The 21,732-nt window shown below is 40.2% G+C and carries 17 protein-coding genes and 5 tRNA genes; 2 read left to right on the top strand and 20 right to left on the bottom strand.

Annotated features, from left to right (window positions below):
- Positions 1 to 22: 22 nt before the first annotated feature.
- The 6 genes from tig to Q4575_RS14210 all read right to left on the bottom strand — a co-directional run bounded on the left by tig (position 23) and on the right by Q4575_RS14210 (position 2,015).
- A complete protein-coding gene (gene tig, locus Q4575_RS14235; RefSeq protein WP_215964821.1) occupies positions 23 to 1,330 on the bottom strand; it encodes a trigger factor in 1,308 nt (435 codons plus the stop codon).
- A 215-nt stretch (positions 1,331 to 1,545) separates the two neighbouring features.
- Positions 1,546 to 1,622, bottom strand: a tRNA-Pro gene (locus tag Q4575_RS14230).
- A 14-nt stretch (positions 1,623 to 1,636) separates the two neighbouring features.
- Positions 1,637 to 1,721 (bottom strand) — tRNA-Leu (locus Q4575_RS14225).
- 6 nt (positions 1,722 to 1,727) lie between these two features.
- Positions 1,728 to 1,803: transfer RNA gene (locus Q4575_RS14220), tRNA-His, on the bottom strand.
- Between the two features lie 25 nt (positions 1,804 to 1,828).
- A tRNA-Arg gene (locus tag Q4575_RS14215) sits at positions 1,829 to 1,905 on the bottom strand.
- Positions 1,906 to 1,938: 33 nt separating this feature from the next.
- Positions 1,939 to 2,015 (bottom strand) — tRNA-Pro (locus Q4575_RS14210).
- A 256-nt stretch (positions 2,016 to 2,271) separates the two neighbouring features.
- On the opposite strand from Q4575_RS14210, the gene folD reads away from it, so the two are divergent.
- Complete coding sequence (gene folD / locus Q4575_RS14205; protein WP_215964820.1) at positions 2,272 to 3,129, top strand: bifunctional methylenetetrahydrofolate dehydrogenase/methenyltetrahydrofolate cyclohydrolase FolD; 858 nt, start codon at positions 2,272 to 2,274, stop codon at positions 3,127 to 3,129.
- Between the two features lie 100 nt (positions 3,130 to 3,229).
- Here folD and purF read toward each other — a convergent pair whose 3' ends face one another.
- From purF to fabB, 10 genes are all read right to left on the bottom strand, one after another.
- A complete protein-coding gene (gene purF, locus Q4575_RS14200; protein WP_215964819.1) occupies positions 3,230 to 4,744 on the bottom strand; it encodes an amidophosphoribosyltransferase in 1,515 nt (504 codons plus the stop codon).
- Positions 4,745 to 4,757: 13 nt separating this feature from the next.
- Complete coding sequence (locus Q4575_RS14195) at positions 4,758 to 5,249, bottom strand: CvpA family protein (protein WP_215964818.1); 492 nt, start codon at positions 5,247 to 5,249, stop codon at positions 4,758 to 4,760.
- Positions 5,250 to 5,317: 68 nt separating this feature from the next.
- A complete protein-coding gene (locus Q4575_RS14190) occupies positions 5,318 to 5,968 on the bottom strand; it encodes an SPOR domain-containing protein (RefSeq protein ID WP_215964817.1) in 651 nt (216 codons plus the stop codon).
- Between the two features lie 8 nt (positions 5,969 to 5,976).
- Positions 5,977 to 7,356: a folylpolyglutamate synthase/dihydrofolate synthase family protein gene (locus Q4575_RS14185; protein ID WP_303523290.1), complete on the bottom strand. Its 1,380-nt coding sequence runs from the start codon at positions 7,354 to 7,356 to the stop codon at positions 5,977 to 5,979.
- Positions 7,356 to 8,228: an acetyl-CoA carboxylase, carboxyltransferase subunit beta gene (gene accD, locus Q4575_RS14180; RefSeq protein WP_303523289.1), complete on the bottom strand. Its 873-nt coding sequence runs from the start codon at positions 8,226 to 8,228 to the stop codon at positions 7,356 to 7,358. Before accD ends, Q4575_RS14185 begins: the two co-directional genes overlap by 1 nt.
- Before the next feature lie 199 nt (positions 8,229 to 8,427).
- Positions 8,428 to 9,213 (bottom strand): tRNA pseudouridine(38-40) synthase TruA, encoded by a 786-nt coding sequence (gene truA / locus Q4575_RS14175; protein WP_215964814.1) that lies wholly within the window; start codon positions 9,211 to 9,213, stop codon positions 8,428 to 8,430.
- 62 nt (positions 9,214 to 9,275) lie between these two features.
- Positions 9,276 to 12,812, bottom strand: coding sequence for a FimV/HubP family polar landmark protein (locus tag Q4575_RS14170; RefSeq protein WP_303523288.1), 3,537 nt, complete (start codon positions 12,810 to 12,812; stop codon positions 9,276 to 9,278).
- A gap of 523 nt (positions 12,813 to 13,335) precedes the next feature.
- The gene (locus tag Q4575_RS14165; RefSeq protein WP_215964812.1) at positions 13,336 to 14,355 is read right to left on the bottom strand and encodes an aspartate-semialdehyde dehydrogenase; all 1,020 of its coding nucleotides are present in this window, start codon (positions 14,353 to 14,355) and stop codon (positions 13,336 to 13,338) included.
- Positions 14,356 to 14,598: 243 nt separating this feature from the next.
- Positions 14,599 to 15,741, bottom strand: a complete 1,143-nt coding sequence (locus Q4575_RS14160; protein ID WP_303523287.1) for a 4-phosphoerythronate dehydrogenase — start codon at positions 15,739 to 15,741, stop codon at positions 14,599 to 14,601.
- A gap of 114 nt (positions 15,742 to 15,855) precedes the next feature.
- Positions 15,856 to 17,064 (bottom strand): beta-ketoacyl-ACP synthase I, encoded by a 1,209-nt coding sequence (fabB, locus tag Q4575_RS14155; RefSeq protein ID WP_215964810.1) that lies wholly within the window; start codon positions 17,062 to 17,064, stop codon positions 15,856 to 15,858.
- A gap of 623 nt (positions 17,065 to 17,687) precedes the next feature.
- Between fabB and mnmC the strand changes: the two genes are divergently transcribed.
- Positions 17,688 to 19,097 carry an FAD-dependent 5-carboxymethylaminomethyl-2-thiouridine(34) oxidoreductase MnmC gene (mnmC, locus tag Q4575_RS14150; RefSeq protein ID WP_303523286.1) on the top strand — a complete coding sequence of 470 codons (1,410 nt, stop codon included), beginning with the start codon at positions 17,688 to 17,690 and terminating at the stop codon, positions 19,095 to 19,097.
- 22 nt (positions 19,098 to 19,119) lie between these two features.
- Here mnmC and Q4575_RS14145 read toward each other — a convergent pair whose 3' ends face one another.
- The 4 genes from Q4575_RS14145 to Q4575_RS14130 all read right to left on the bottom strand — a co-directional run bounded on the left by Q4575_RS14145 (position 19,120) and on the right by Q4575_RS14130 (position 21,698).
- Positions 19,120 to 19,830, bottom strand: a complete 711-nt coding sequence (locus Q4575_RS14145) for a ZIP family metal transporter (protein WP_215964808.1) — start codon at positions 19,828 to 19,830, stop codon at positions 19,120 to 19,122.
- A 52-nt stretch (positions 19,831 to 19,882) separates the two neighbouring features.
- Positions 19,883 to 20,314, bottom strand: coding sequence for a hypothetical protein (locus tag Q4575_RS14140; RefSeq protein ID WP_272182421.1), 432 nt, complete (start codon positions 20,312 to 20,314; stop codon positions 19,883 to 19,885).
- A 161-nt stretch (positions 20,315 to 20,475) separates the two neighbouring features.
- Positions 20,476 to 20,937 carry a hypothetical protein gene (locus tag Q4575_RS14135; protein WP_303523285.1) on the bottom strand — a complete coding sequence of 154 codons (462 nt, stop codon included), beginning with the start codon at positions 20,935 to 20,937 and terminating at the stop codon, positions 20,476 to 20,478.
- Positions 20,938 to 21,221: 284 nt separating this feature from the next.
- Positions 21,222 to 21,698 carry a GNAT family N-acetyltransferase gene (locus Q4575_RS14130; RefSeq protein ID WP_303523284.1) on the bottom strand — a complete coding sequence of 159 codons (477 nt, stop codon included), beginning with the start codon at positions 21,696 to 21,698 and terminating at the stop codon, positions 21,222 to 21,224.
- Between the last annotated feature and the right edge of the window lie 34 nt (positions 21,699 to 21,732).

Below are 21,732 nucleotides of genomic sequence, written 5' to 3'. Positions count from 1 at the left end.
CTAAGTCAATCGGGATTTCACATTAAGCTTGTTGAGGGTTCATTATTTCATCAAAGCTTACAGTTTTGTCCGTTACTTTTGCTTTTTCTAAAATCAAGTCAATGGCTTGATCTTCAGTTGCTAGGCTACGGATGTTTTGTAATAACTGCTCGTTTGAGTAGTAATGTTCAATAACTTCTTCAGGTGCTTCATAAGCAGACGCTTGAGTGTTAATAATTTCTTTAACACGGTCTTCGTCGGCTTTAATTTCGTTAGTTTTGATGAACTCACCAAGTAAAAGACCAGTACGAACGCGATCTTTAGCTTGCTGTTCAAACAACTCTGCAGGAAGGTCTGGCATGTTTGCTGGGTCCATTTGACCACCGAAACGTTCCATAGCTTGCTTGCGCAAAGTTTCAACTTCTTGGTCGATTAACGCTTTAGGCACGTCAATTTCATTTTTCGCCAATAAGCCTTTGATAGTTGATTCTTTTACTTTCGCTTTAAGTGCTTGAGAAAGTTCACGAGTCATGTTGTTTTTAACTTCTTCTTTAAGTGCGTCAACGCCGCCCTCTTCGATACCAAATTTAACAACAAATTCGTCGTTTAATTCAGGAAGTACTTGAACTTCAACTTTATTAACCGTTACAGCAAACTCAGCGTCTTTACCTTTAAGGTTTTCAGCGTGGTACTCTTCAGGGAATGTAACGTTTACTGTTACTTCTTCGCCTGCTTTCTTACCGATGATATCATCTTCGAAACCAGCGATCATACGGCCTTGGCCTAACTCAAGACTAAAGTCTTCAGCTTTGCCGCCTTCAAATTCTTCACCGTCAACTTTACCAACAAAGTTAATTGTAACTCGGCTACCGTCAGTTGCCGCTTCAGCTGTTTCTTCCCATGATGCTTGTTGCTTACGCAATGTTTCCATCATTTTAGCAAGATCTTCGTCAGTTACTTCAGCAACTAGACGTTCAATTTCGATTTCTTCAACCGCTTGCACTTCAACTTCTGGGAATATTTCAAACGTTGCAACGAATACTAAGTCTTCGCCACGTTTCATGTTTTTAGGTTCGAAATAAGGCGCGCCAGCTGGATTTACTTTTTCTTGAATTACAGCTTGGATGTAGTTTTGTTGCATTTGCTCTTGAGCAACTTCAGCAAAAACTGATTGACCGTAACGTTTTTCAATTACAGTAACAGGAACCTTTCCTTTACGGAAACCATCGATACGCGCAGTTTTACCAACTTCACGTAAACGTTTTTTAACTAGTTCTTCGATTGAACCTGAAGGAAGCGTAATTGTAAGACGACGCTCTAAACCTTGAGTCGTTTCTAATGAAACTTGCATTTTCTACCTCAATTATTTTTATCTTGATGGCCGGAAGTTGTAAATCATAGACAACGGCCCGAATTCATGTTCTTAAAATGACGGCGCATTATAGCCATGTCTTTATTAATCGTCCATCCAAAACACAGCCAAATGACTTAAATAATGAGCAAACGAGTAAATTAATTTGATTTTTTTGACTTTACGGAGAAATGTGGACTTTAAAATGGATTTAATGGTCGGTGTTGCAGGATTCGAACCTGCGACCCCTTCGACCCAAACGAAGTGCGCTACCAAGCTGCGCTAAACACCGACAAATAAAAGTATTGGTGCGGAAGGAGAGACTTGAACTCTCACACCTTGCGATACTGGAACCTAAATCCAGCGCGTCTACCAATTCCGCCACTTCCGCAAAAGATGGGGTGACTGATGGGACTTGAACCCACGACAACCGGAATCACAATCCGGGGCTCTACCAACTGAGCTACAATCACCGCTATAGGACGTGTCAACGAGAAATGGCGCACCCGGTAGGATTCGAACCTACGACCGACGCCTTAGAAGGGCGTTGCTCTATCCAGCTGAGCTACGGGCGCATAACCTACGGGAAATATTTCAAAAATTTAAAGTGGTCGGTGTTGCAGGATTCGAACCTGCGACCCCTTCGACCCAAACGAAGTGCGCTACCAAGCTGCGCTAAACACCGACTTTAAATCTTTGAGAAATTGCTTCCTCGCGACAGGGCGGCATATTACGGATAACCCCTTTTGCAGTCAAACACTTTTTGAAAGATTTTTATCGTTTGGCGATTTTTACAGCAAATGAGTTAACTTTAACCAAGTTTTGTCTAAAACACATGCAAATTTAAGATAAACCTCAACATTGTCTCTATTTATAAATGCGAACGTTCTTTAAAAGGTTTACAATTCACTCAGTTTTTAGCATTTATTTTAGAGAGCGGTATGACTGCAAAATTAATTGATGGCAAAGCAATTGCCAAAACAGTAAGGGATAAAGTTAAAACTGGCGTCGCTGCACGCGTCAAAGCCGGTAAACGAGCGCCTGGGCTTGCTGTGATACTCGTTGGACACGATCCGGCGTCACAGGTCTATGTAGGCAACAAAAAACGCGCCTGCGAAGAAGTAGGCTTAGTTTCTAAGTCTTTTGACCTGCCAAGTGAATCAACTGAACAAGAGTTATTGACGTTAATAGACGAATTAAATGAAGATAAAGAGATAGATGGCATTTTAGTGCAACTTCCTTTACCTCATGGCTTAAACGTAGAGACTATTTTGGAACGTATACATCCACATAAAGATGTTGACGGTTTCCATCCATATAATATTGGCCGTTTAGCGCAACGTGTCCCTGCCCTTCGCCCTTGCACGCCAAAAGGCATAATGACATTGCTGGCTAATACCAGCACAGAATTTAAAGGTAAACATGCCGTTGTTGTTGGCGCGTCTAATATTGTCGGTCGTCCGATGTCCTTAGAATTATTGCTGGCGGGTTGTACAACAACAGTTTGTCATAAATTCACAAAAGATTTAGAACAACAAGTACGTCGAGCGGAAATTTTGGTTATTGCTGTAGGTAAACCAGAATTTATTCCAGGTACTTGGGTTAAAGAAGGTGCGGTCGTCATTGATGTTGGTATAAATCGATTAGAATCAGGAAAATTAGTTGGTGATATTAAATTTGACGACGCAGTTGAGCGTGCAAGTTGGATAACACCTGTCCCTGGTGGTGTTGGACCAATGACAGTGGCTTCACTAGTAGAAAATACGTTAGAAGCCTGTGAAAAGTTCCACAGCAAATAATTGAGTAGACGCTATTTTGAGAAATTAACATTTTCAAAAGCTAGAATTAAAAAGGCCAGATTAAATCTGGCCTTTTTAGTTTGAGTCACAACAAAGACAATTAATTCTCTTCGTTATGCATTTCCAAACCATTATCTAATGGCTCTGGACGATTTGCTTTGGCATTATCATTACGCGTCGTTTCTAATGACTCAAGATAATTTTGGTCAATATCGTTAGTAATGTAGTTACCGTTGAAAACCGAAGTTTCAAATGACACTAATGAATCATTTTCTTCTCGTACTGCAGATTCTAAATCTTCAAGCGATTGGAAAATAAGTTCATCCGCACCAATCATCTCAGCAATTTCTTCAACATCACGCCCGTGGGCAATTAGTTCATTAGCCGACGGCATATCGATACCATACACATTTGGAAAACGAATTTCCGGAGCCGCAGAGGCAAAGTAAACTTTTGCCGCGCCCGCTTCTCGTGCCATGTCGATAATTTGCTCCGATGTGGTACCACGTACAATCGAGTCATCGACTAACAATACATTTTTACCTTTGAATTCAACTTCAATGGTATTTAATTTACGGCGTACAGACTTTTTACGCTCTGCTTGACCAGGCATGATAAACGTTCGACCAACATATCTGTTTTTTACAAATCCTTGGCGATACGGTAAATCAAGTTCGTGGGCAATCTGTAGTGCAATATCGCAACTTGTTTCTGGTACAGGCACAACGACGTCGATGTCTAAGTCAGCCCATTCACGCTTGATCTTACGGCCTAAATATTCACCCATCTTGACACGAGAACCATAGACTGAAACATCATTAAGTCGCGAATCTGGACGAGCAAAATAAACGTATTCAAATATACACGGAACACATTTAGCGTTGTCAAAGCACTGTTGAGTAAACAACTCACCAGACTCAGAAATATAAATTGCTTCACCAGGCGCAACATCTCGCACCAACTTAAAACCATCGATATCAAGTGCGACACTTTCAGAGGCAACCATATATTCGATACCATCTTCGGTTTCACGTTGACCCAGTACAAGTGGGCGAATACCGTTAGGATCCCTAAATGCTAATAAACCATGACCAATAATGACTGAAACAACAGCATAAGCACCACGGATAACTTGATGAACTCGAGAAACCGCATTAAAAATATCATCCGGTTTTAACTCTAACAATTTAGATTCACATAATTCATGTGCCAAAATGTTAAGCAACAATTCAGAATCGGAAGTTGTATTGATATGACGGCGAGCTTCTTTGAACAACAATTCACGTAACTCAGCAGCATTGGTCAAATTGCCGTTATGGGCAAGAGCAATACCAAAAGGTGAGTTAACATAGAACGGTTGAGCTTCAGAAGAACTAGAGCTACCCGCAGTTGGGTAACGAACATGGCCAATCCCCATGTTGCCTTGTAAGCGTTGCATATGACGTTCTTGGAACACGTCACGAACAAAACCGTTGCCTTTTCTCAATCGAAAATGACCATCATCAATAGTCACAATACCAGCGGCGTCTTGCCCACGATGTTGTAATACTGTTAATCCATCATAAATAATTTGATTAACAGAAGATTTTCCAACAATTCCCACAATACCACACATGATTAGCTCTCCATCAATGTTGTGTCGACAATAAACTTGAATTTTGTTGTAACAATTCGAAGAACCAATCAACTACGATTGTAAATTCTGGAATCAGTACAGATGTTTTCCACCAATCAGCACCGTTAGCGGGCGTCATAGTGTCTAGAAATAATAATGTAGCCGCAACGATTAATACGCCACGTAACCCACCGAACACCATGCCGAGCATTTTGTCAGTGCCACTTAAACCTGTGTAATGGACAATCTCTGATAACAAATGATTAATCAGAGCACCTAAAATGAGAGTAATTACAAATAGAATTGCGATAGCAGCGCCATTGCGCACGAGTTCTTTTTCGATACCCGTTAGATAAACAGCAAGATCGGCATAGAAGCGACTTGCTATGAAGAAGGCAGAAACCCAGACGGCAAGAGACACCGCTTCTTTTATAAATCCACGAACTAAGCTTATTAACGCCGAAATAGCAACAATAGCGATAATCGCGTAATCGATCCAAACCATTAAAATTTCGTTTAACCTGCTGGGTAAATTTCGGCGCGAATTCTAACAGAAGCCAAATTCACAAGCCACTACTTTATCGGATCGTAGCGGGTTATTTTCCCCTCTACATCGGCAATTTCTTTTATCTTGGCTTGCGCTAAAATAAGGACATCTTTATTTAACTCTGGACCTAAATAGACCTTAGACAAGACGCCCCCCTTGGTCTGCACAGGTTTGGTAAACGTTTTTAGCCCTGCATCTGCTAGCTTTTGTCGCAATACATTGACATTCTCTTTGTGCTTAAAACTACCAAGCTGCAATATCCAAGCTGGTTCTTTAAATTTGACTTGATTACTAACCGGCGTTGGTGTTGATGCTGATTGGAAATTCGATGTTTCTTCTTTTAAAGTCGATACTTGGGTCGAATCCCCTTTTTCAATAATATCAGCAGCCGCAACATTCACACTGCCGTCTTGATTAACAGACTGCTTTTCTGATTCATTATCAGAGTCACTTGGCTTTGTATTATTTACTGGCGCGTTTAACATTGCATCAGATATTTGCTGCGCTGGAAATTCGGTCAAAATCGGCTGTTCATTAATTTCCGGTTTCGCTGGGACTTTTTTAAACTCTTCTTTTGTCAGTTGTTTTTCACCGTCGAGTAGGTCTGGCAAAAAAACAACACCTGCGATTACGATGATCAACATACCAACTAAACGTTGCTTAATTATTTCACTCACAAAAATCCCTAACCTTTTACATCATTACACGACAAAATTTCAGCCACAGTGTAAAACGAACCAACGCCAAGTAAAAGCGTATCAGCATCTATTTTTGTCGATGCACTTCTCCACGCTGACTTAACATCGTCGTGTATTACAATATTTGTTTCACCTATTTTAGCCAATTGCTGCTTGATGACATCTTTGGTTGCAGCCCTTTTGTTGTCTTTAAGTGAACCTAAATGCCAGTTCCGGACATGTGGTGCTAAACATTTTAGTGAAGCTTCAATATCTTTATCTGCCATCATGGCAAGAACCACATCGATTTGTTTGACCTGTGCAAACATTGGGTGCGTTTTTATAGTATCAATCAAATAATTTAACGCATGGGCGTTGTGCCCGACATCGACCATAGCCAAACCGGTTGGTACTTTGGACTGAGCTTCAATGACACTGTCAGGTGTGATGCTCGCTGCATTTACGGATTGGGCTTCATCATCAATCGATATCAATTGCATGCGGCCATACAATGAGATTGTTGAACATAAAGACTGTAACGTGCTTAAGTCGAGCTCGATACCTAACAAATTTAGCCCTACAATTGCGGTAGCCACGTTTTGAATAGGGATTAGAGGTCTTGGTAAGTTTGCAAAGTTAAATGTGTTACAGGACAACTGCCAGTGTGTATGGTCTTTTGAATAACTCACCTGATAATCGCGCCCTGCAACTATCAAGTCACTGACGTTTAAATTTTCAGCTTGTTCAAACACCGTAACTGGTGGCTCTATCATTCCCACCAGTGCCGGTTTATCGGCGCGGAAAATACCGGCTTTTTCAAAACCAATTAATTCAATTGTGTCGCCTAACCAATCAGTATGATCAAGTCCTAATGACGTCACTATCGATAAGTCATGGGGGAGAATATTTGTTGCATCTAGTCGACCACCTAGGCCAACTTCAACTAATACGTAATCTAATTCTGCTTGCTTAAAAATAGAAAACGCGGCCAATGTACCGTATTCAAAATACGTCAGTGGTGTCGTACCGCGAATTTTCTCTATATATTGAAATGCTGCAACATGCTGCTCATCGCCAAGCAAAGAATCATTAATACGCACGCGCTCATGGTAAACGTGCATATGCGGCGAACTATAGACACCGACCGAAAAACCTTTATCGAGCAAATACTGCTCCATAAAACGAATCGTCGTGCCTTTGCCATTAGTTCCGGCAACTAGAACAATTTTCGATTTACCAAAGGTTGTCAGTTGGCCTTGTTCCGCAACGGCTCTAACCCGTTGTAATCCCAATTCAATCTCTGCTGGATGTTGATACTCTAAATAAAAAAGCCAGTCATTGAGAGACTGGCTTGTAGGACAAGTTTGAATTGTCTTTTGTGTTGTCATTACGCCATTCTGTGTTCTTTTTCCAATGACGGTAGTTTACACATTTTTGCGAACAAACGTGCAACAGTATTTCGCATTTCACGTCGGTCAACAATCATATCAATTGCACCATGTTCTAATAAAAACTCACTGCGTTGGAAACCTTCAGGTAATTTTTCACGAACCGTTTGTTCGATAACTCGAGGGCCCGCAAAACCAATCAATGCTTTAGGTTCACCAATATTAACATCGCCTAACATCGCCAAACTTGCAGAAACACCACCCATAGTAGGATCGGTTAATACTGAGATGTAAGGGATGCCTTTTTCGCTTAACTTAGCCAACGCCGCACTTGTTTTTGCCATTTGCATTAAAGAAAATAAGGCTTCTTGCATACGTGCGCCACCTGAGGCAGAAAAACAAATAAATGGAATGTTTTCATTCAAACAAACATTTATCGCTTGCACAAACTTTTCGCCAACAACCGTAGCCATTGACCCGCCCATAAAAGAAAATTCAAACGAAGCAGCAACACAAGGTACGCCTTTTACACGACCTTTCATTACTATCATTGCGTCTTTTTCGTTACTTTGTTTTTGCGCCGCTGAAATACGGTCTTTATACTTTTTGGTGTCTTTGAAAGACAATACGTCTTGAGGTTCAAGATCCGCAGCTATCTCTACTTTTTCACCTGAGTCTAAAAATAATTCTAAACGCTTGCGACCAGTCAAACGCATATGATGGTCACATTTAGGGCAAACGCCTTGTTCTTTCTCTAAATCATTTTTATATAAAATAGAGTCACAACTTGTACACTTTGTCCAAATCCCTTCTGGGATGTTGCGTTTAGTTGATGTATTTGTTCTTGGAAGGATCTTTTCTATCCAGCTCATGTGATTGCTACCTGTGTAATGCTGTGGTCAATATGGGCCATTTATTTAGATGGGCAAGGCGTTTAAACGACTTGAACTGCATCAAATATTTAGACCGACGTCAAAATTGGCCCTATTAAACCACAATGTTTATGAAAAGAACTCATTAAACTGGTCTTATTTGTCGATAATGACCTTCTAAAAACCACTAATTTTAATTCTATTCTGGTAAAAACAGTGGTCCGGCACTTGATTTTGGCAAGTCAAAAATTTCTGGATATTCCACTTCAATTAAATAAAGACCGTTTGGCTTTGCAGTTTCACCGGCCTGTCTTCTATCTTTAACTGCCAACAACTCACCTACCCACTCAATAGGCTTATCGCCGCGACCTACCGCAATAAGACTTCCTGCAATATTACGAACCATATGGTGGACAAATGCATTGGCTTTTATATCTATAACTATAAATTCGTTATGGCGGGTCACTTTAATAAAGTGCATAAAGCGAACTGGTGATTTAGATTGGCATTGTGAAGCCCGAAAAGAACTAAAATCATTTTCGCCTAACAATGCCTGTGCTGCGATATGCATCTTTTTTTCATCAAGTGGCATGTGATAATGGCTCAAACCATGATTGAGTATGCCAGGACGAAGTTTGCCATTGTAGATAATATAGCGATATCGCCGTGCTGTCGCAGAAAAGCGAGCGTGGAAATCGTCAGGAACAACTTTCATCCAACGGACTGCAACAGCGTCAGGCAAATTGGTATTGACCCCGAGAGTCCAGCCCCGCTCACCACGAACAGAGTCTGTTTCAAAATGCACAACTTGCCCAGTACCATGTACGCCTGTATCGGTGCGACCAGCACAAAATACATTAACTTTGTGATTAGCGACTTTCGATAAAGCGGCTTCTAAAACTTCTTGTACTGTCTCAACATCATTTTGCCTTTGCCAACCACAAAACTTTGCACCGTCATACTCTACGCCTAAGGCAATTCTCATAAGACCTAACTTAATATCTAAAAAGGTGCAAAATTATAAAAAACTGGCAGATTTATTCAATCTTATTTGTTAATAAATTCTTTTAATAGCAGATCAGCCTGTTCAATTGCGTCCGCATGACCAGTTTCTCGAATTTCATTTAATAGCAATTGTGCGTTTTCTTCATCGTCCATTTCAAGGTAAGTTCGCGCCAAATCCAGTTGCGATGCCATTCCACCATCTTCCAAGTCAACGTCAACTGAGCCACGTTCGCCATCTAATTCGTCAAAATCATCTAATCCAACATCGATATCAAAATCGTCTGGCACATTCGTTTCGTCACCATCACCAAGCTCGTCGATTAAATTATCAACACTGACAAAATCTAATTCTTCCGCTGTCAAATCAACATCGGCGGCTAAATCGTCTCCGAGTTCATCCGCAATATCTAACGCAGGTTCAGCAACATTACTAGCTGTATCATCTCCGCTCGGTAATTTTTGTTCAGTTACATCTGGTTCAAGCTCTGCAGTGCCAAAATCATCCGACAATTCCGATAATAAATCGTCAAAATCAGCCTGTTCCAATTCATCGATACTAAAGGATTCTTCAGTGTTTTTAGCCGACCCATTATCATCGCTGTCTGTTGGATCAGCCGCTGAATCTAAATCGATGTCTTCTTCACCAAATTCTTCATTCAGTAAATTCTCAATATCAGAGTCACCAAAACCGGCATTCATCAAATCAGCATCAGACATTAATTCTTCTGAGGATAATTCAGGATCCGACAGTAAACTTTCGATATCTGCGTCGATTAAATTATCTTCATCTGATTCTTCGGATTCGTCTTCTCCGTCAAGGCTTGGTAACGAGTCTGGATCAAAATCATTGTCTTCATCATCCATAGAATCGTCATCTAACGACTCATCAAGATTTAATTCGGGGTAAACGTCAAGTTCAGCACTCGCTTCAACATCTCTAATAGGCTGGTCGCTTTCTGCTTCATTTTCATCTAAATCTATGTCGTCTAATTCTGACTCGTCTGCAAGTTCATCAAATGAATCGTCGTCTTCTTCGTCTTCTGCATCAAGCTCTTCAGTTTCTAAATCGGATTGTTCTAAGTCAAATTCATCAAGTTCTGACTCATCGAACTCTGGCTCTTCTAGCACAGGCTCATCTAGCTCTGGCTCTTCTAGCTCTGGTTCTTCTAGCTCTGGCTCTTCTAGCTCTGGTTCTTCTAGCTCTGGCTCTTCTAGCACAGGCTCATCTAGCTCTGGCTCATCTAGCTCTGGCTCATCTAGCTCTGGCTCATCTAGCTCTGGCTCTTCTAGCTCTGGCTCTTCTAGCTCTGGCTCTTCTAGCTCTGGCTCTTCTAGCTCTGGCTCTTCTAGCTCTGGCACTTCTAGCTCTGACTCTTCTAACGTTTCGTCAAGCAATTCTGTATCTAATTGCTCATCGTCTAGATTGAGGGCATCTAACTCATCTATTGCGTCAAGTTCACTTTCTTCTAAGCCATCTATTTCAGATTCGATTTCGGCAAGTTCACTTGCTTCTTCAAGATCTAATTCTTCATCAATTGCCTCTTCAACGAGAGCATCTTCCTGCGACGGTGTTTCATCCGCCGCTGGTTCTGCAACCGGTTCATCGAGTAAATCTGCGATCAATTCGTCAGACTCGACTTCGCTAGTTTCCTGTTCAGTCTCATCTTCTTCTATTGTCGGATCAGTCTCATCACCATCAAATAGTGAATCGTCAACATCACCGATTTCAGGTTCAATGTGCGCTTCTAATGGCTCAGCCTGAGTTTCAGCAAGCAGAGCGTCAATATCATCCATTTCATCATCAGAATCAGTCGATGCTTGCCCTTTTTCTTCATCGCCCTCAGCCAAATTGGCGCTATCTATGAGTGCGTCAATATCAAATTCATCATCTACAGGGTTTTCTTGCTCTGGGGTAGCCTCTGGTTCAACCGTTGCTGAATCGATACCAGCTTCATCAATGAGTTGATCAACATCAAATTCATCATCCGCTTCAACTTCAGGTTCAGGCTCTGTTTCGGATTCATCTGCAGTTTCTTGCTCCGACGCTTGGTCAATTAAATCATCGATGTCAAAATCGTCATCGTCATCTGTAACACCACTAAATTCTTCTTCGGTATCGAGATCATCTAGATCGTCACCAATGCCCAACTCGTCCATAATCTCATCGACATCATCAACGCCAGTATCAAGCATAGTGTCTTCGTCGATTTCTGAACCATCATCTTCAGCCATTAACTGGTCGATATCGTCCGAACTTAATAAGTTATCGACATCTAAATCGTCGCCATCTAAATCGTCGTCTTCCGATAACAATTCGTCAATATCTGATGCCTGTAACAAGCCATCATCAGCACTCAATAAATCGTCTTTATCAGACTCGTCATCTAATAAAATTTCTTCCGAATCGTCACTTAATAGGTCATCAGCGAGTAGGTCATCATCAAAGTCATCGCCACCTAAATCAAGATCATCGCCGAGGTCTAAATCGTCACCAATGTCTAAGGTGTCAGATATATCTAGCTCATCTTCTACGTCAAGTTGAATGTCATCATCATGCAGTAGATCATCGCCTAAATCTAAATTATCTAACCCCTCGTCTAATTCATCAACCGGCTCAGACAGGTCAAGATCCGCCATCGTTGCTGCGGCCGCTGTCGCAGCGATTGGCGCTAAGACGTCAGGGGATTCTTGTTCTGATGCTTTAGGTTTGTTGCGATTACGCAGTTTCATTGCGACTAAAACCAACAACAAAATAAGAATAGAACTCGAAATAATGATCATTCCTAAGGTCGTTTTTGCAAAAGCAACAAACTCTTCCCACACCGTTGTTTCTTCAACTAATGCCGTTGTGTTCGTTAGATTTTGCTCTGACGTTATCCTTACCTGTTCTAAAAGCGCTAACTCCGCTTGGCGAATTTCGCGCTCTTTTAGCAACTCTTCCTGCATACGGAGCAGCTGTTCACCTAAAGCGGTAATTTTGTCCTGTAATAATTTATTTTCTGATAAAACATTTTCTACTGTCTGTTTAGACGAGTCGAATTGAACTTGTATTGAATTAAGTTTTTCGATGTTTTCTACTTGAGCTGCTTCAAGTTTCTTTTCTATTTCTTGCTTAGCGACTTTGACGTCAATCTGTTTTGCACCTTCGATTGGTGACAGTAAAGTTTCACGTTTATTTTCAGTAAATTTACCGGTCAATTTGTCGGCCCATAATTTATCATCTGCGTCCGCACGCTGCTTAGCGTATTTTCGGTCTATACCTTTAACTTCTGCATGACTTGGGATCTTTAGATATTCGCCGTCTTTAAGGCCATTTAAGTTATCAAATTCAAATGCTTGAGGGTTTTTCTTTAATACCGCCACCATAACCTGGTAAACCGATACATCATTTTTGACTCGGAATTTATTGCCCAATTTCCACATGGTATCGCGACTTGACACAGGGCCATAAATTTCCCCCATCGCACCATAGTCGACCCCCTTAGGGCCTTTTAAGCGTGACTCAGGCTTCGCGACAGAGAGATTGGCGACTAAAAAAGTTAGCGCGATAAAAAGTAAAATTTTAAGACTAGAACGCATCGATAATATCCAAATCAATCAAAACCTACACAAAACAATTACCTTTGTTTTATGTTAGACCAAACGCGACAAAATACACGTTTCCAAATTCGCATTAAATTGACGTCCATCAAAAATTAACGCGATATACAATTTTTGTAGCAAACCTTATACCAACAATACATTAACAAAACGGTAAAACGTTGTTTAAAACCAATGCTTCGGCTTTGTTATGCCAATAGATAAAGGCTATTTAACGACACTAGACGTTAAGAATATATCTATTCTAATGGCCTTTCGTTTAAATAACACCTATTAATCAGCAAGTTATTTTAATTGCCTTAAGTACAGTGCCAACAATTTGAATTCACTCTAATAGTTATATCCATTTTATGCTTTGGACTAAATAACGAGGTTTAAATGAATCTATCTAATATATCGATTAACCAAACAAAAACAATGCATTCAGGCCATCCCGCTGACAAATAGCCAAAAAAAAGCCCTTTGAAAATCAAAGGGCTGTTTTAATTCATTTAATTACAATTTATAAGTAATCAGCAATCAGTACTTCTGCAATTTGAATACTATTTGTTGCCGCACCCTTACGGATATTGTCCGCAACAACCCAGAGGTTTATGCCGTTTGGATGTGAGATGTCTTCGCGTACTCGGCCAACAAATGTTTGATCTTGACCACTACCGTGAGTCACCTGAGTTGGGTAAGTTGTGCTGTCGGCCATCAAAGTAACACCTGGTGCATCTTCAAGGACGTTTTTGACATCTTCAGCAGAAACTGGTTGACGTAATTCAATATGAATTGCCTCAGCGTGACCATAAAAAACAGGTACTCGAACCGCTGTCGGGTTAACACCAATCGACTCGTCGCCCAAAATTTTATGCGTTTCCCACACCATTTTCATTTCTTCTTTGGTGTAGTCGTTGTCTTGGAAAACATCGATTTGTGGAATTACGTTAAACGCCATTTGCATTGGGAATACGTCGTTTTCTACAGGACGACCATTCATCAACTGGCCAGTTTGGGCAACTAGTTCATCGACCGCTTCTTTACCCGCACCGCTTACCGACTGATAAGTACATACGTTAATACGATCAATTCCGTATGCGTCATGAATTGGTTTTAACGCAACTAACATTTGAATCGTTGAACAATTTGGATTCGCAATAATATTACGGTTACGGAAATCTGCAATTGCATGAGGATTTACTTCTGGGATCACCAGTGGAATATCCGGTTCGTAACGGAAATGCGATGTATTGTCGATAACCACAACACCCGCTTCAGCGGCAATTGGAGCGTATTTAGCAGATGCATTACCACCAGCAGAAAACAAACCAATTTGAGCTTTTGACCAGTCAAATTCGTCAACATTGATAACGTCAACATCCTTGCCCTTAAAGCTTACGGTCTTGCCTGCGCTGCGTGCGCTTGCGAGTGGGAATAATTCGCCCACAGGGAAATTTCTTTGTTCAAGGATCTCTATTAGATGCTGACCAACCAGGCCAGTCGCACCTAATATCGCGACATTATATTTTTGCTGTGACATGGTGTTCTCTGTACTTCCAGTTATTCGGCTTATTACAACCGTGTTTATTGTCTAAAGCGTATTGTTCAATGCAGGGTCATTAACTCAAAATCGTTCTCCTACAAGATAATGTAATTACATTTCGCTATTCTGCCAAATAAATCAAATACCTTGGTAAAAACCATTTATTCGCCACCCATTGGGTTCACCTAACATTGATAAACACACCTTAGTGTATTTGCACTAAAATTACCGTCTAGACGGCTAAATAGCAAACCCTATTTTCGATAAATCGATAGAATTTGTTGATCTTTTTTCAATTTCAACTTGCAGCGATGACCATTCACGCCGCGTTGGATAATTTTTTCTAAGCCAATCAAAGCCATTGGAATTTAGCAACTCTCGAAATAAGCCATCATCTCGGCGTACGTCAAATACTAAATGTACCAATTTTTTTAATTCGTCTGTCGTAGTAACATCCTGAGCTAACTTTGTTGAAGCAACATCAGCAATTGGCAATAACGTAGATAATTTGATTGTCGACGGGACGGCTAACAAAGCGCATACTTTTTGATACAACATTTCAGTACCACGTGCCTTCCCTTCTAGACTGTACCCAGCAATATGTGCCGTCGCCAATTCGGCCTTTTCAATCAGCGCCGGCATTGGGTTAGGTTCACCTTCCCAGACATCCAACACAAGTTTTATTGCAGGCTTAGACGATTCTTCGCGCCAAATAATGTGGTTATATAGCGCTTGGTTGTCGATAACTTCACCACGGCAAGAATTAATTAAAACGACGTCGTCTTTAAGTAGCGGTAAATTATTTTCGTTTAATAAATGAAACGTGGGATGTGCACCATCACGAGTTAATGGGGTATGAAACGAAATAATGTCGGCACGTGCTAATGCATCATTTAGGTCAATAAAATGCGCTGCGTCCGATTCGTTGTCTTGGCGAACAGGGTCACACAATAATACATCAACATTAAGTGTATTTAATCTCTGCAATAGTCGTTTGCCAATATTTCCGACTCCGACAATAGCAATGGTTTTATTAATAAAGTCTAGATTATAGCGGTCGTGGAGCACTAACAACGCACTGATCACAAATTCAGCAACTGAGGTCGCATTGCAACCTGGAGCAGAACTAAATTCAATACCACGCTGCTTTAATAATGGTTTATCAATATGGTCTTCACCTATCGTAGCGGTGCCAACAAATTTAAGTTTGTTGGCCTGGCTCAATAGTTCGTCATTTACTTTGGTAATTGACCTAACGAGTAAAACATCAACATCTTTTAGTTGTTCTGCTTTGAGCTCGCGCCCTGCAAATCGTTCAATGGTGCCCAAGGATGAAAAAAACGCTTCGGCGTAGGGAATGTTTTCGTCTATCAAAAATTTCATTTATGCAATTACCAGTTCGCTAATACTAAAAAACCCGAAACAGTTTACCTTGTTTCGGGTTTTTAATTCAGTGCTTTGCGCTATTTTATATAGTCAAAAATTTTAACTTAATTACTATACTTTTTTGAATACTAACGTCGCGTTTGTACCACCAAAACCGAAGCTATTTGACATTGCTGTCGTAATATTTGCTTCTGTGAATTCAGTAATAATGTTCAAGCCTTCTGCTTTTTCGTCTAAGTTGCTGATATTAATAGATGGTGCAACAAAGCTGTTTTCCATCATCAATATACTGTAGATAGCTTCGTGAACACCAGCCGCGCCTAACGCATGACCCGTCATCGCTTTTGTCGCACTGATAAGTGGGGATTTTCCACCAAATACGTTTTGGATTGCGCCAAGTTCTTTAACATCACCAACCGGTGTACTTGTTCCGTGTGTGTTTAAGTAGTCAATTGGTTGGTCAACCGTTGATAATGCCATTTGCATACAACGTTCTGCACCTTCACCTGACGGAGCAACCATGTCAAAACCGTCAGAAGTTGCGCCATAACCTACGATTTCAGCGTAAATTTTTGCACCACGTGCAATAGCGTGTTCATACTCTTCAACAACGACCATACCGCCGCCGCCTGAGATGACAAATCCGTCACGGTCTGCATCGTATGTTCTAGATGCATGCTCAGGTGTATCGTTGTATTTAGTAGACAATGCACCCATGCCGTCAAATAAACCCGCTAACGTCCAATCGACTTCTTCGCCGCCACCAGCAAAAACAATATCTTGCTTGCCAAGTTGAATTTGCTCTAAAGCGTGTCCAATACAGTGCGCCGATGTTGCACAAGCAGAACTAATTGAATAGTTAATCCCTTTGATTTTAAAAGGCGTCGCTAATGTTGCAGAACAGGTCGAGCTCATTGTACGAGGAACTTGGTAAGGACCAACACGCTTAACACCGCGTTCTCTTAAAGTATCACACGCTAAAATTTGATTTTTTGAAGATGCGCCACCAGAACCTGCCACTAAGCCAGTACGAGGGTTAGATACATGCTCATCTGATAATCCCGCATCCGTGATAGCTTCTTGCATAGCGATATAAGCGTATGCTGAGCCTTCACCCATAAAACGAATTGTTTTACGGTCAATATGTTCAGAAATATCAATATCGATATTTCCCCATACTTGGGAGCGAAGTTTATATTCTTTAAATTGCTCTGATGCACTTATGCCAGATTTTCCAATCTTTAAGCTTTCCAATACTTCTTGTTTGTTATTACCAATACTAGAAACAATGCCCAAGCCAGTGATGACTGCTCTTTTCATATTTAATCCAATTTATAACTTTAATAATTTTGCGGTATATTACGTTGTTTTTAATGTTAACTGGTCTTATTTCAGCGAACAAGTGTTAGCTGAAACTTTTTTTTGTATTTTTACCTAAATCAACTGTAAAAACTTTTATACAAAATTGTCCAAGTGACAATGATATAACGGCTTTATGACAATTTGAACACGACTTTGTGACACCTAAATATTTTTTCAATGCCCATGTATTATTTTTAAATAACCTATTCCATTTCGTTAAAACACGTTTTTTGGGCTGTCTTGTATGTCGCTTCATCTAGTTACTCCAGTTTCATACGATATTCATTTTTTGCGTAAATTGACCACGTCTAATATCAAAGGTCAGTTTTTCTAAATATAAATTAGAATTAGGAAAATAAAGTCGGGCCAAACAGTCCCCCCTTATTTGAAAGGTTGTTTAAATGACAATTTAAAAACTAAATAATTCGTTAACAAAAAGCGCTCAAAATCGGTTTCGTAAATCATCATCCATAAACGACCAATAAATCGTGAATATTTTGATTAAAAATCTTTATACTGGCTGGCATTTAGTAATTTCAATTTATTAATTATTTTGTAGCAGGAATTGTCAGAAATAGCTCATGCTTAAACCAGAACACCGACACAGCGTCATTTCCAATCTAGAACATGTGGCCATTATTGGCGGCGGTATTGCTACGGTTTGTCTCACATATGAGTTATTGCAGCAAAACCCAAAACTCTTAATAGACATTTATTGTGCTGATAACGCAATTGCTCAGGGTGCATCGGGCAATCGTCAAGGTGCGGTTTATCCATTATTGCAAGGTAAAAACAGCCCGCTTGCAGCGTTAAATTGCGCTGCTTATCAATATGCTTTGGATTTTTATTTGCAAATGGAACAACACACCAATACTAAACATTTTTACCAAACTGGGGTGTTGCAACAGGCATTCACTGAAGATTTGCAATCGAGATACCATCAAATAACTGAATTTTTCCCAAAGGTGTGTACGTTCGTAGACGACATTGAGTCATCTCGATTAGCTGGCTTAGAGTTGCCTTATTCGTCCTTATGGTTTGCTAAAGGGGGGTGGCTGGAACCATTTTCTTTTTGCCAGAATGCATTGTCTTATTTGACTTCTAAACACAAAGTTAATGTCCATTTAAATCATCGAATTACAACATTAAGCAACGAAACTGCAACCAAGACGTCAAACGGCAAAGGAGATAAGTTAACCGCAATAGTTGACCCCCATAGTGCTCGATGGGGCTTAGGGTGTGATGACCACTCAATCGCACAAAAATACGATGCGGTTGCGATTTGCGCAGGTCACTTGTCGTCAAAGTTTGAACAAACCAAGCACATTTCAATCGACCCTATACGAGGTCAAGTCAGTCAACTATCGACAACTACGCCACTTAATAAACTAAAAACAACCTTATGTCACAAAGGCTACGTCACACCGTCACAGGGCGAGTATCAATGTTTTGGTGCGACTTACCGTCACAACGATGCCAATACTGAAGTAAGGGAAACCGAAACTGACCATAATGTGTTGCAAGTTAAACAGGTATACGAGCAGCAACATTGGGCACACTCGCTGTCTAAAAATGATGTTATCGCCGACCGTGCATGTATTAGAGCAACGTCCATTGATCATTTACCCATTGCTGGTGAAGTTTTTCCAAATAATTGGGTACTAAAAAATATTGATAAAAACAATGGAAAATTAATGCGCAAAGATAAGTTAGCGCCCAACAACCTCGTTGATCCGGACGGTTATCATACTAACCCAACCAAAGGCCTCTATACCATTACCGGTTTAGGTGCCCGGGGATTAACGACTGGACCACTGATGGCGAAGTATGTCGCGAGCATCATGACCGCAGAAAATAATCAATCGAGTTCAACTTTGACTAGCATTTCAGCGAGTTTACCCACCGAATTAATTTCGGCTATTTCCCCTATGCGATTTCAAATAAGACAGCTAAAACGAGATAAAGACAGAATAGAGCAGATGTGGCAATAACACTTGTTCTAGTCGTAAACCATTAAACGAGCATTTGCCCTACCATTCCAAACATAAAACCAAGTACAGCTCCCATTGAAGGTAACCAATGTTTTTCCAGTTTAACTTGCGGGGCAATATCTTGAAAAATTGAATACAAAATTCCGCCCGATGCAAATAACATTATCGCTGATATCGTCGTAATTGAATCGGCTAAATAGAGATAACCTATGCTCCCTGCAACCGGCCCCAATAAAGCCATGGTGGCAAAAAGCAGTATAATTTTGAATGGTTTATATGACGATGACTCTTTGAGCTCTCGAAACGCATTAAATCCCTCTGGTAAATTTTGTAATGCGATTAATCCCGCCAATAAATAAGCACTACTACTCCCGGTTACAAATGCCGCGCCTAATGCGATTGATTCTGGAATAAAATCGGCAAGCATGGCGGCTAGCTGACTGGCTGGTGTTGCGATTTTTGTTAATAAAATATCCAGTGCCATAAAGCTTAGGCCGCCGGCCAGAAAAAATGCGGCTGCGGTCAAAGGTTTTAATTCAACTATCCCCTCTGGAACCAAAACCAAACTCACCGCTGACAATAATGCGCCAGCTCCAAATGCCATAACCAAATGTCTGATCTCATCTTCTAACCATTGTGGTTTTACATTTTCTATATTCGCAATAAAAGCACCAAAAGGCATTGCAAGTCCGGCAACTAACGTTACCCAAATGACGGTAAATAGAGAATCCATGAATGTCCTAATTGATTTGATGTAATGAGCATAATTAAACGTGCGTTTAACATTACAACTGGGGTTCTAGCAAACGCCATTGCTGTTTCACGCCTAAAAGATGAACCACTCCGATCAATAAACAAATTGCGGAGCTCCATAACCAAAACTGTGGGGTTCGGCCAATTGGGTAAAAGATCAAAAAGAGTCCAACAATTCCTCGACATAAATATAAAGCAGTAATCGTTACGAGAGCTAAACGCATAAAGGGTAATTTACCAATGATGCCCGCAGCAGAGAAAGCATACAGAGACCATATCGCCAATACCATTGTGATACCTGATGTTATAATTGTGGGTTGCAAACTGCCCTGTTCGGCCAATTGTGCCATTTGTTCCCCGGCACCAAAAATTCGATACCAAGGTGCTCCAAAATAGATACACCCTAAATGCAACAACGCGGCAACTGCGCTCAAAATGCCAGAAAAAACTAACAATACATTCACAGTTTTCACCACTCCTAATCAACAACTAATATTGTAGTGACTATATAACGTAAGACTGCAATATTAAATAATTGCAGCGTGATATTCAGTGCAAAATAGGAAATTTTTCAGCTTAATGAGGATGTAAGAATAGTGAAGTTAGTTAGGTAAACGTATTCAAATTAAACCGATTGTGATACTAACCACTGCAATGCATCATCTTCATTATCAAAAATATTAATTATTTGGCCAGATTTAGATGATTTGGTAATAATATTTTTGTTTTTTACTTGCCCATCATTAACAACGACAGCGACGAGTGCGTCTTTAAATTCTTCTCGTGACGCTATATAAGCGCCAAAAACTTCTTGTTCCGCAACTGAGATTTGGTAGTCGACTAACCTAGCGTCAATGTAAATTCTAAATCGAGTCGAATCATAGTGATCAACACACAAAGAGTGAACGACATTGATCCTTTCATCCAACGTAACAGCGCCACTATAGATAACTTTTAGAACACCTAAATGGCGAACACTTTCAATTTTAAAGGGCATAGCATTAACAACTCTGATAATAAAACAAATGGAAACAAAGCCGATTACCTTCATCGCATTTGCAACAAAACGACCGTAACACTTAACCAATTGTCCCTTCAGTTAAGACAACTTCTTGTTAACAAAGCTTAGCAGGTATTTTATGTAACGTAATTTGAATCGAATGAAATATGTTTATATTATGAAAATGAAACAGTTATGAATAACAATTAGAATTTGATTTGGCACAGAGGTCATTTAAAAATACAAATGGACTGATGTTGCCAATATTTGCCAATAAACGTTACGTAAATAAGTTTAACGTTAAAAAACAAATTGAGGGGTAACTCCATCTTGAAGATTAAACAACGAACTCCCCTTACTTTAATTGCAAGTTAGTAAAGTTGTCTTTGATAAAAAGTAACTCCGTTTTCGGTCGTATGACTTTGTTCAAATCCGAGTTTAAGTAATAACTTAGCGGATGGAACATTGGCGGCCTCAACCCCTCCGATTAACGATTTAACTAAGTGATTATCTCGGCAATCAGTGATAAATCCCGATAAAAACTCACTGGCATAGCCTTGTTGCCAAAACGACTCACCCAGCAAATAACCTAAATGTACGTTTTGGTTGTCCCACTCTGACAAAAATACAAAACCAATAATTGTCTTTGTATCTCGTAAACATACGGTAAAAAGATGACTTTGTGACACCATTTCGTCTAACCAATTTTTTGCTGCTGTTGTGGTTTTAATATTTTGAAAATTCGGCGGTAACGACTTCACTACGTTTGGGGTCAACAATGTCAAAATAGATGAGGTTAATTCTGATTCTGACCAAGCAAAATCAGAAAGTTCGGTGACATTAAACATTGTTAATCTCGTGGTTGAGACAACTAAATTTTTA

Origin of the sequence: Psychrosphaera sp. 1_MG-2023 (genome assembly GCF_030548245.1) — a bacterium.
GTDB lineage: Bacteria > Pseudomonadota > Gammaproteobacteria > Enterobacterales > Alteromonadaceae > Psychrosphaera > Psychrosphaera algicola.
Note: the sequence above shows the minus strand (reverse complement) of the source record. Positions and strands in the feature narration are given on the sequence as shown.

Coding starts and splice junctions, on each gene's coding strand:
- Q4575_RS14145 (WP_215964808.1), bottom strand. CDS start 19,830: ATGGATTCTCTATTTACCGTCATTTGGGTAACGTTAGTTGCCGGACTT.
- Q4575_RS14130 (WP_303523284.1), bottom strand. CDS start 21,698: ATGTTTAATGTCACCGAACTTTCTGATTTTGCTTGGTCAGAATCAGAA.
- mnmC (WP_303523286.1), top strand. CDS start 17,688: ATGCTTAAACCAGAACACCGACACAGCGTCATTTCCAATCTAGAACAT.
- Q4575_RS14165 (WP_215964812.1), bottom strand. CDS start 14,355: ATGTCACAGCAAAAATATAATGTCGCGATATTAGGTGCGACTGGCCTG.
- purF (WP_215964819.1), bottom strand. CDS start 4,744: ATGTGTGGTATTGTGGGAATTGTTGGAAAATCTTCTGTTAATCAAATT.
- Q4575_RS14160 (WP_303523287.1), bottom strand. CDS start 15,741: ATGAAATTTTTGATAGACGAAAACATTCCCTACGCCGAAGCGTTTTTT.
- Q4575_RS14170 (WP_303523288.1), bottom strand. CDS start 12,812: ATGCGTTCTAGTCTTAAAATTTTACTTTTTATCGCGCTAACTTTTTTA.
- tig (WP_215964821.1), bottom strand. CDS start 1,330: ATGCAAGTTTCATTAGAAACGACTCAAGGTTTAGAGCGTCGTCTTACA.
- truA (WP_215964814.1), bottom strand. CDS start 9,213: ATGAGAATTGCCTTAGGCGTAGAGTATGACGGTGCAAAGTTTTGTGGT.
- fabB (WP_215964810.1), bottom strand. CDS start 17,064: ATGAAAAGAGCAGTCATCACTGGCTTGGGCATTGTTTCTAGTATTGGT.
- Q4575_RS14185 (WP_303523290.1), bottom strand. CDS start 7,356: ATGACAACACAAAAGACAATTCAAACTTGTCCTACAAGCCAGTCTCTC.
- accD (WP_303523289.1), bottom strand. CDS start 8,228: ATGAGCTGGATAGAAAAGATCCTTCCAAGAACAAATACATCAACTAAA.
- folD (WP_215964820.1), top strand. CDS start 2,272: ATGACTGCAAAATTAATTGATGGCAAAGCAATTGCCAAAACAGTAAGG.
- Q4575_RS14195 (WP_215964818.1), bottom strand. CDS start 5,249: ATGGTTTGGATCGATTACGCGATTATCGCTATTGTTGCTATTTCGGCG.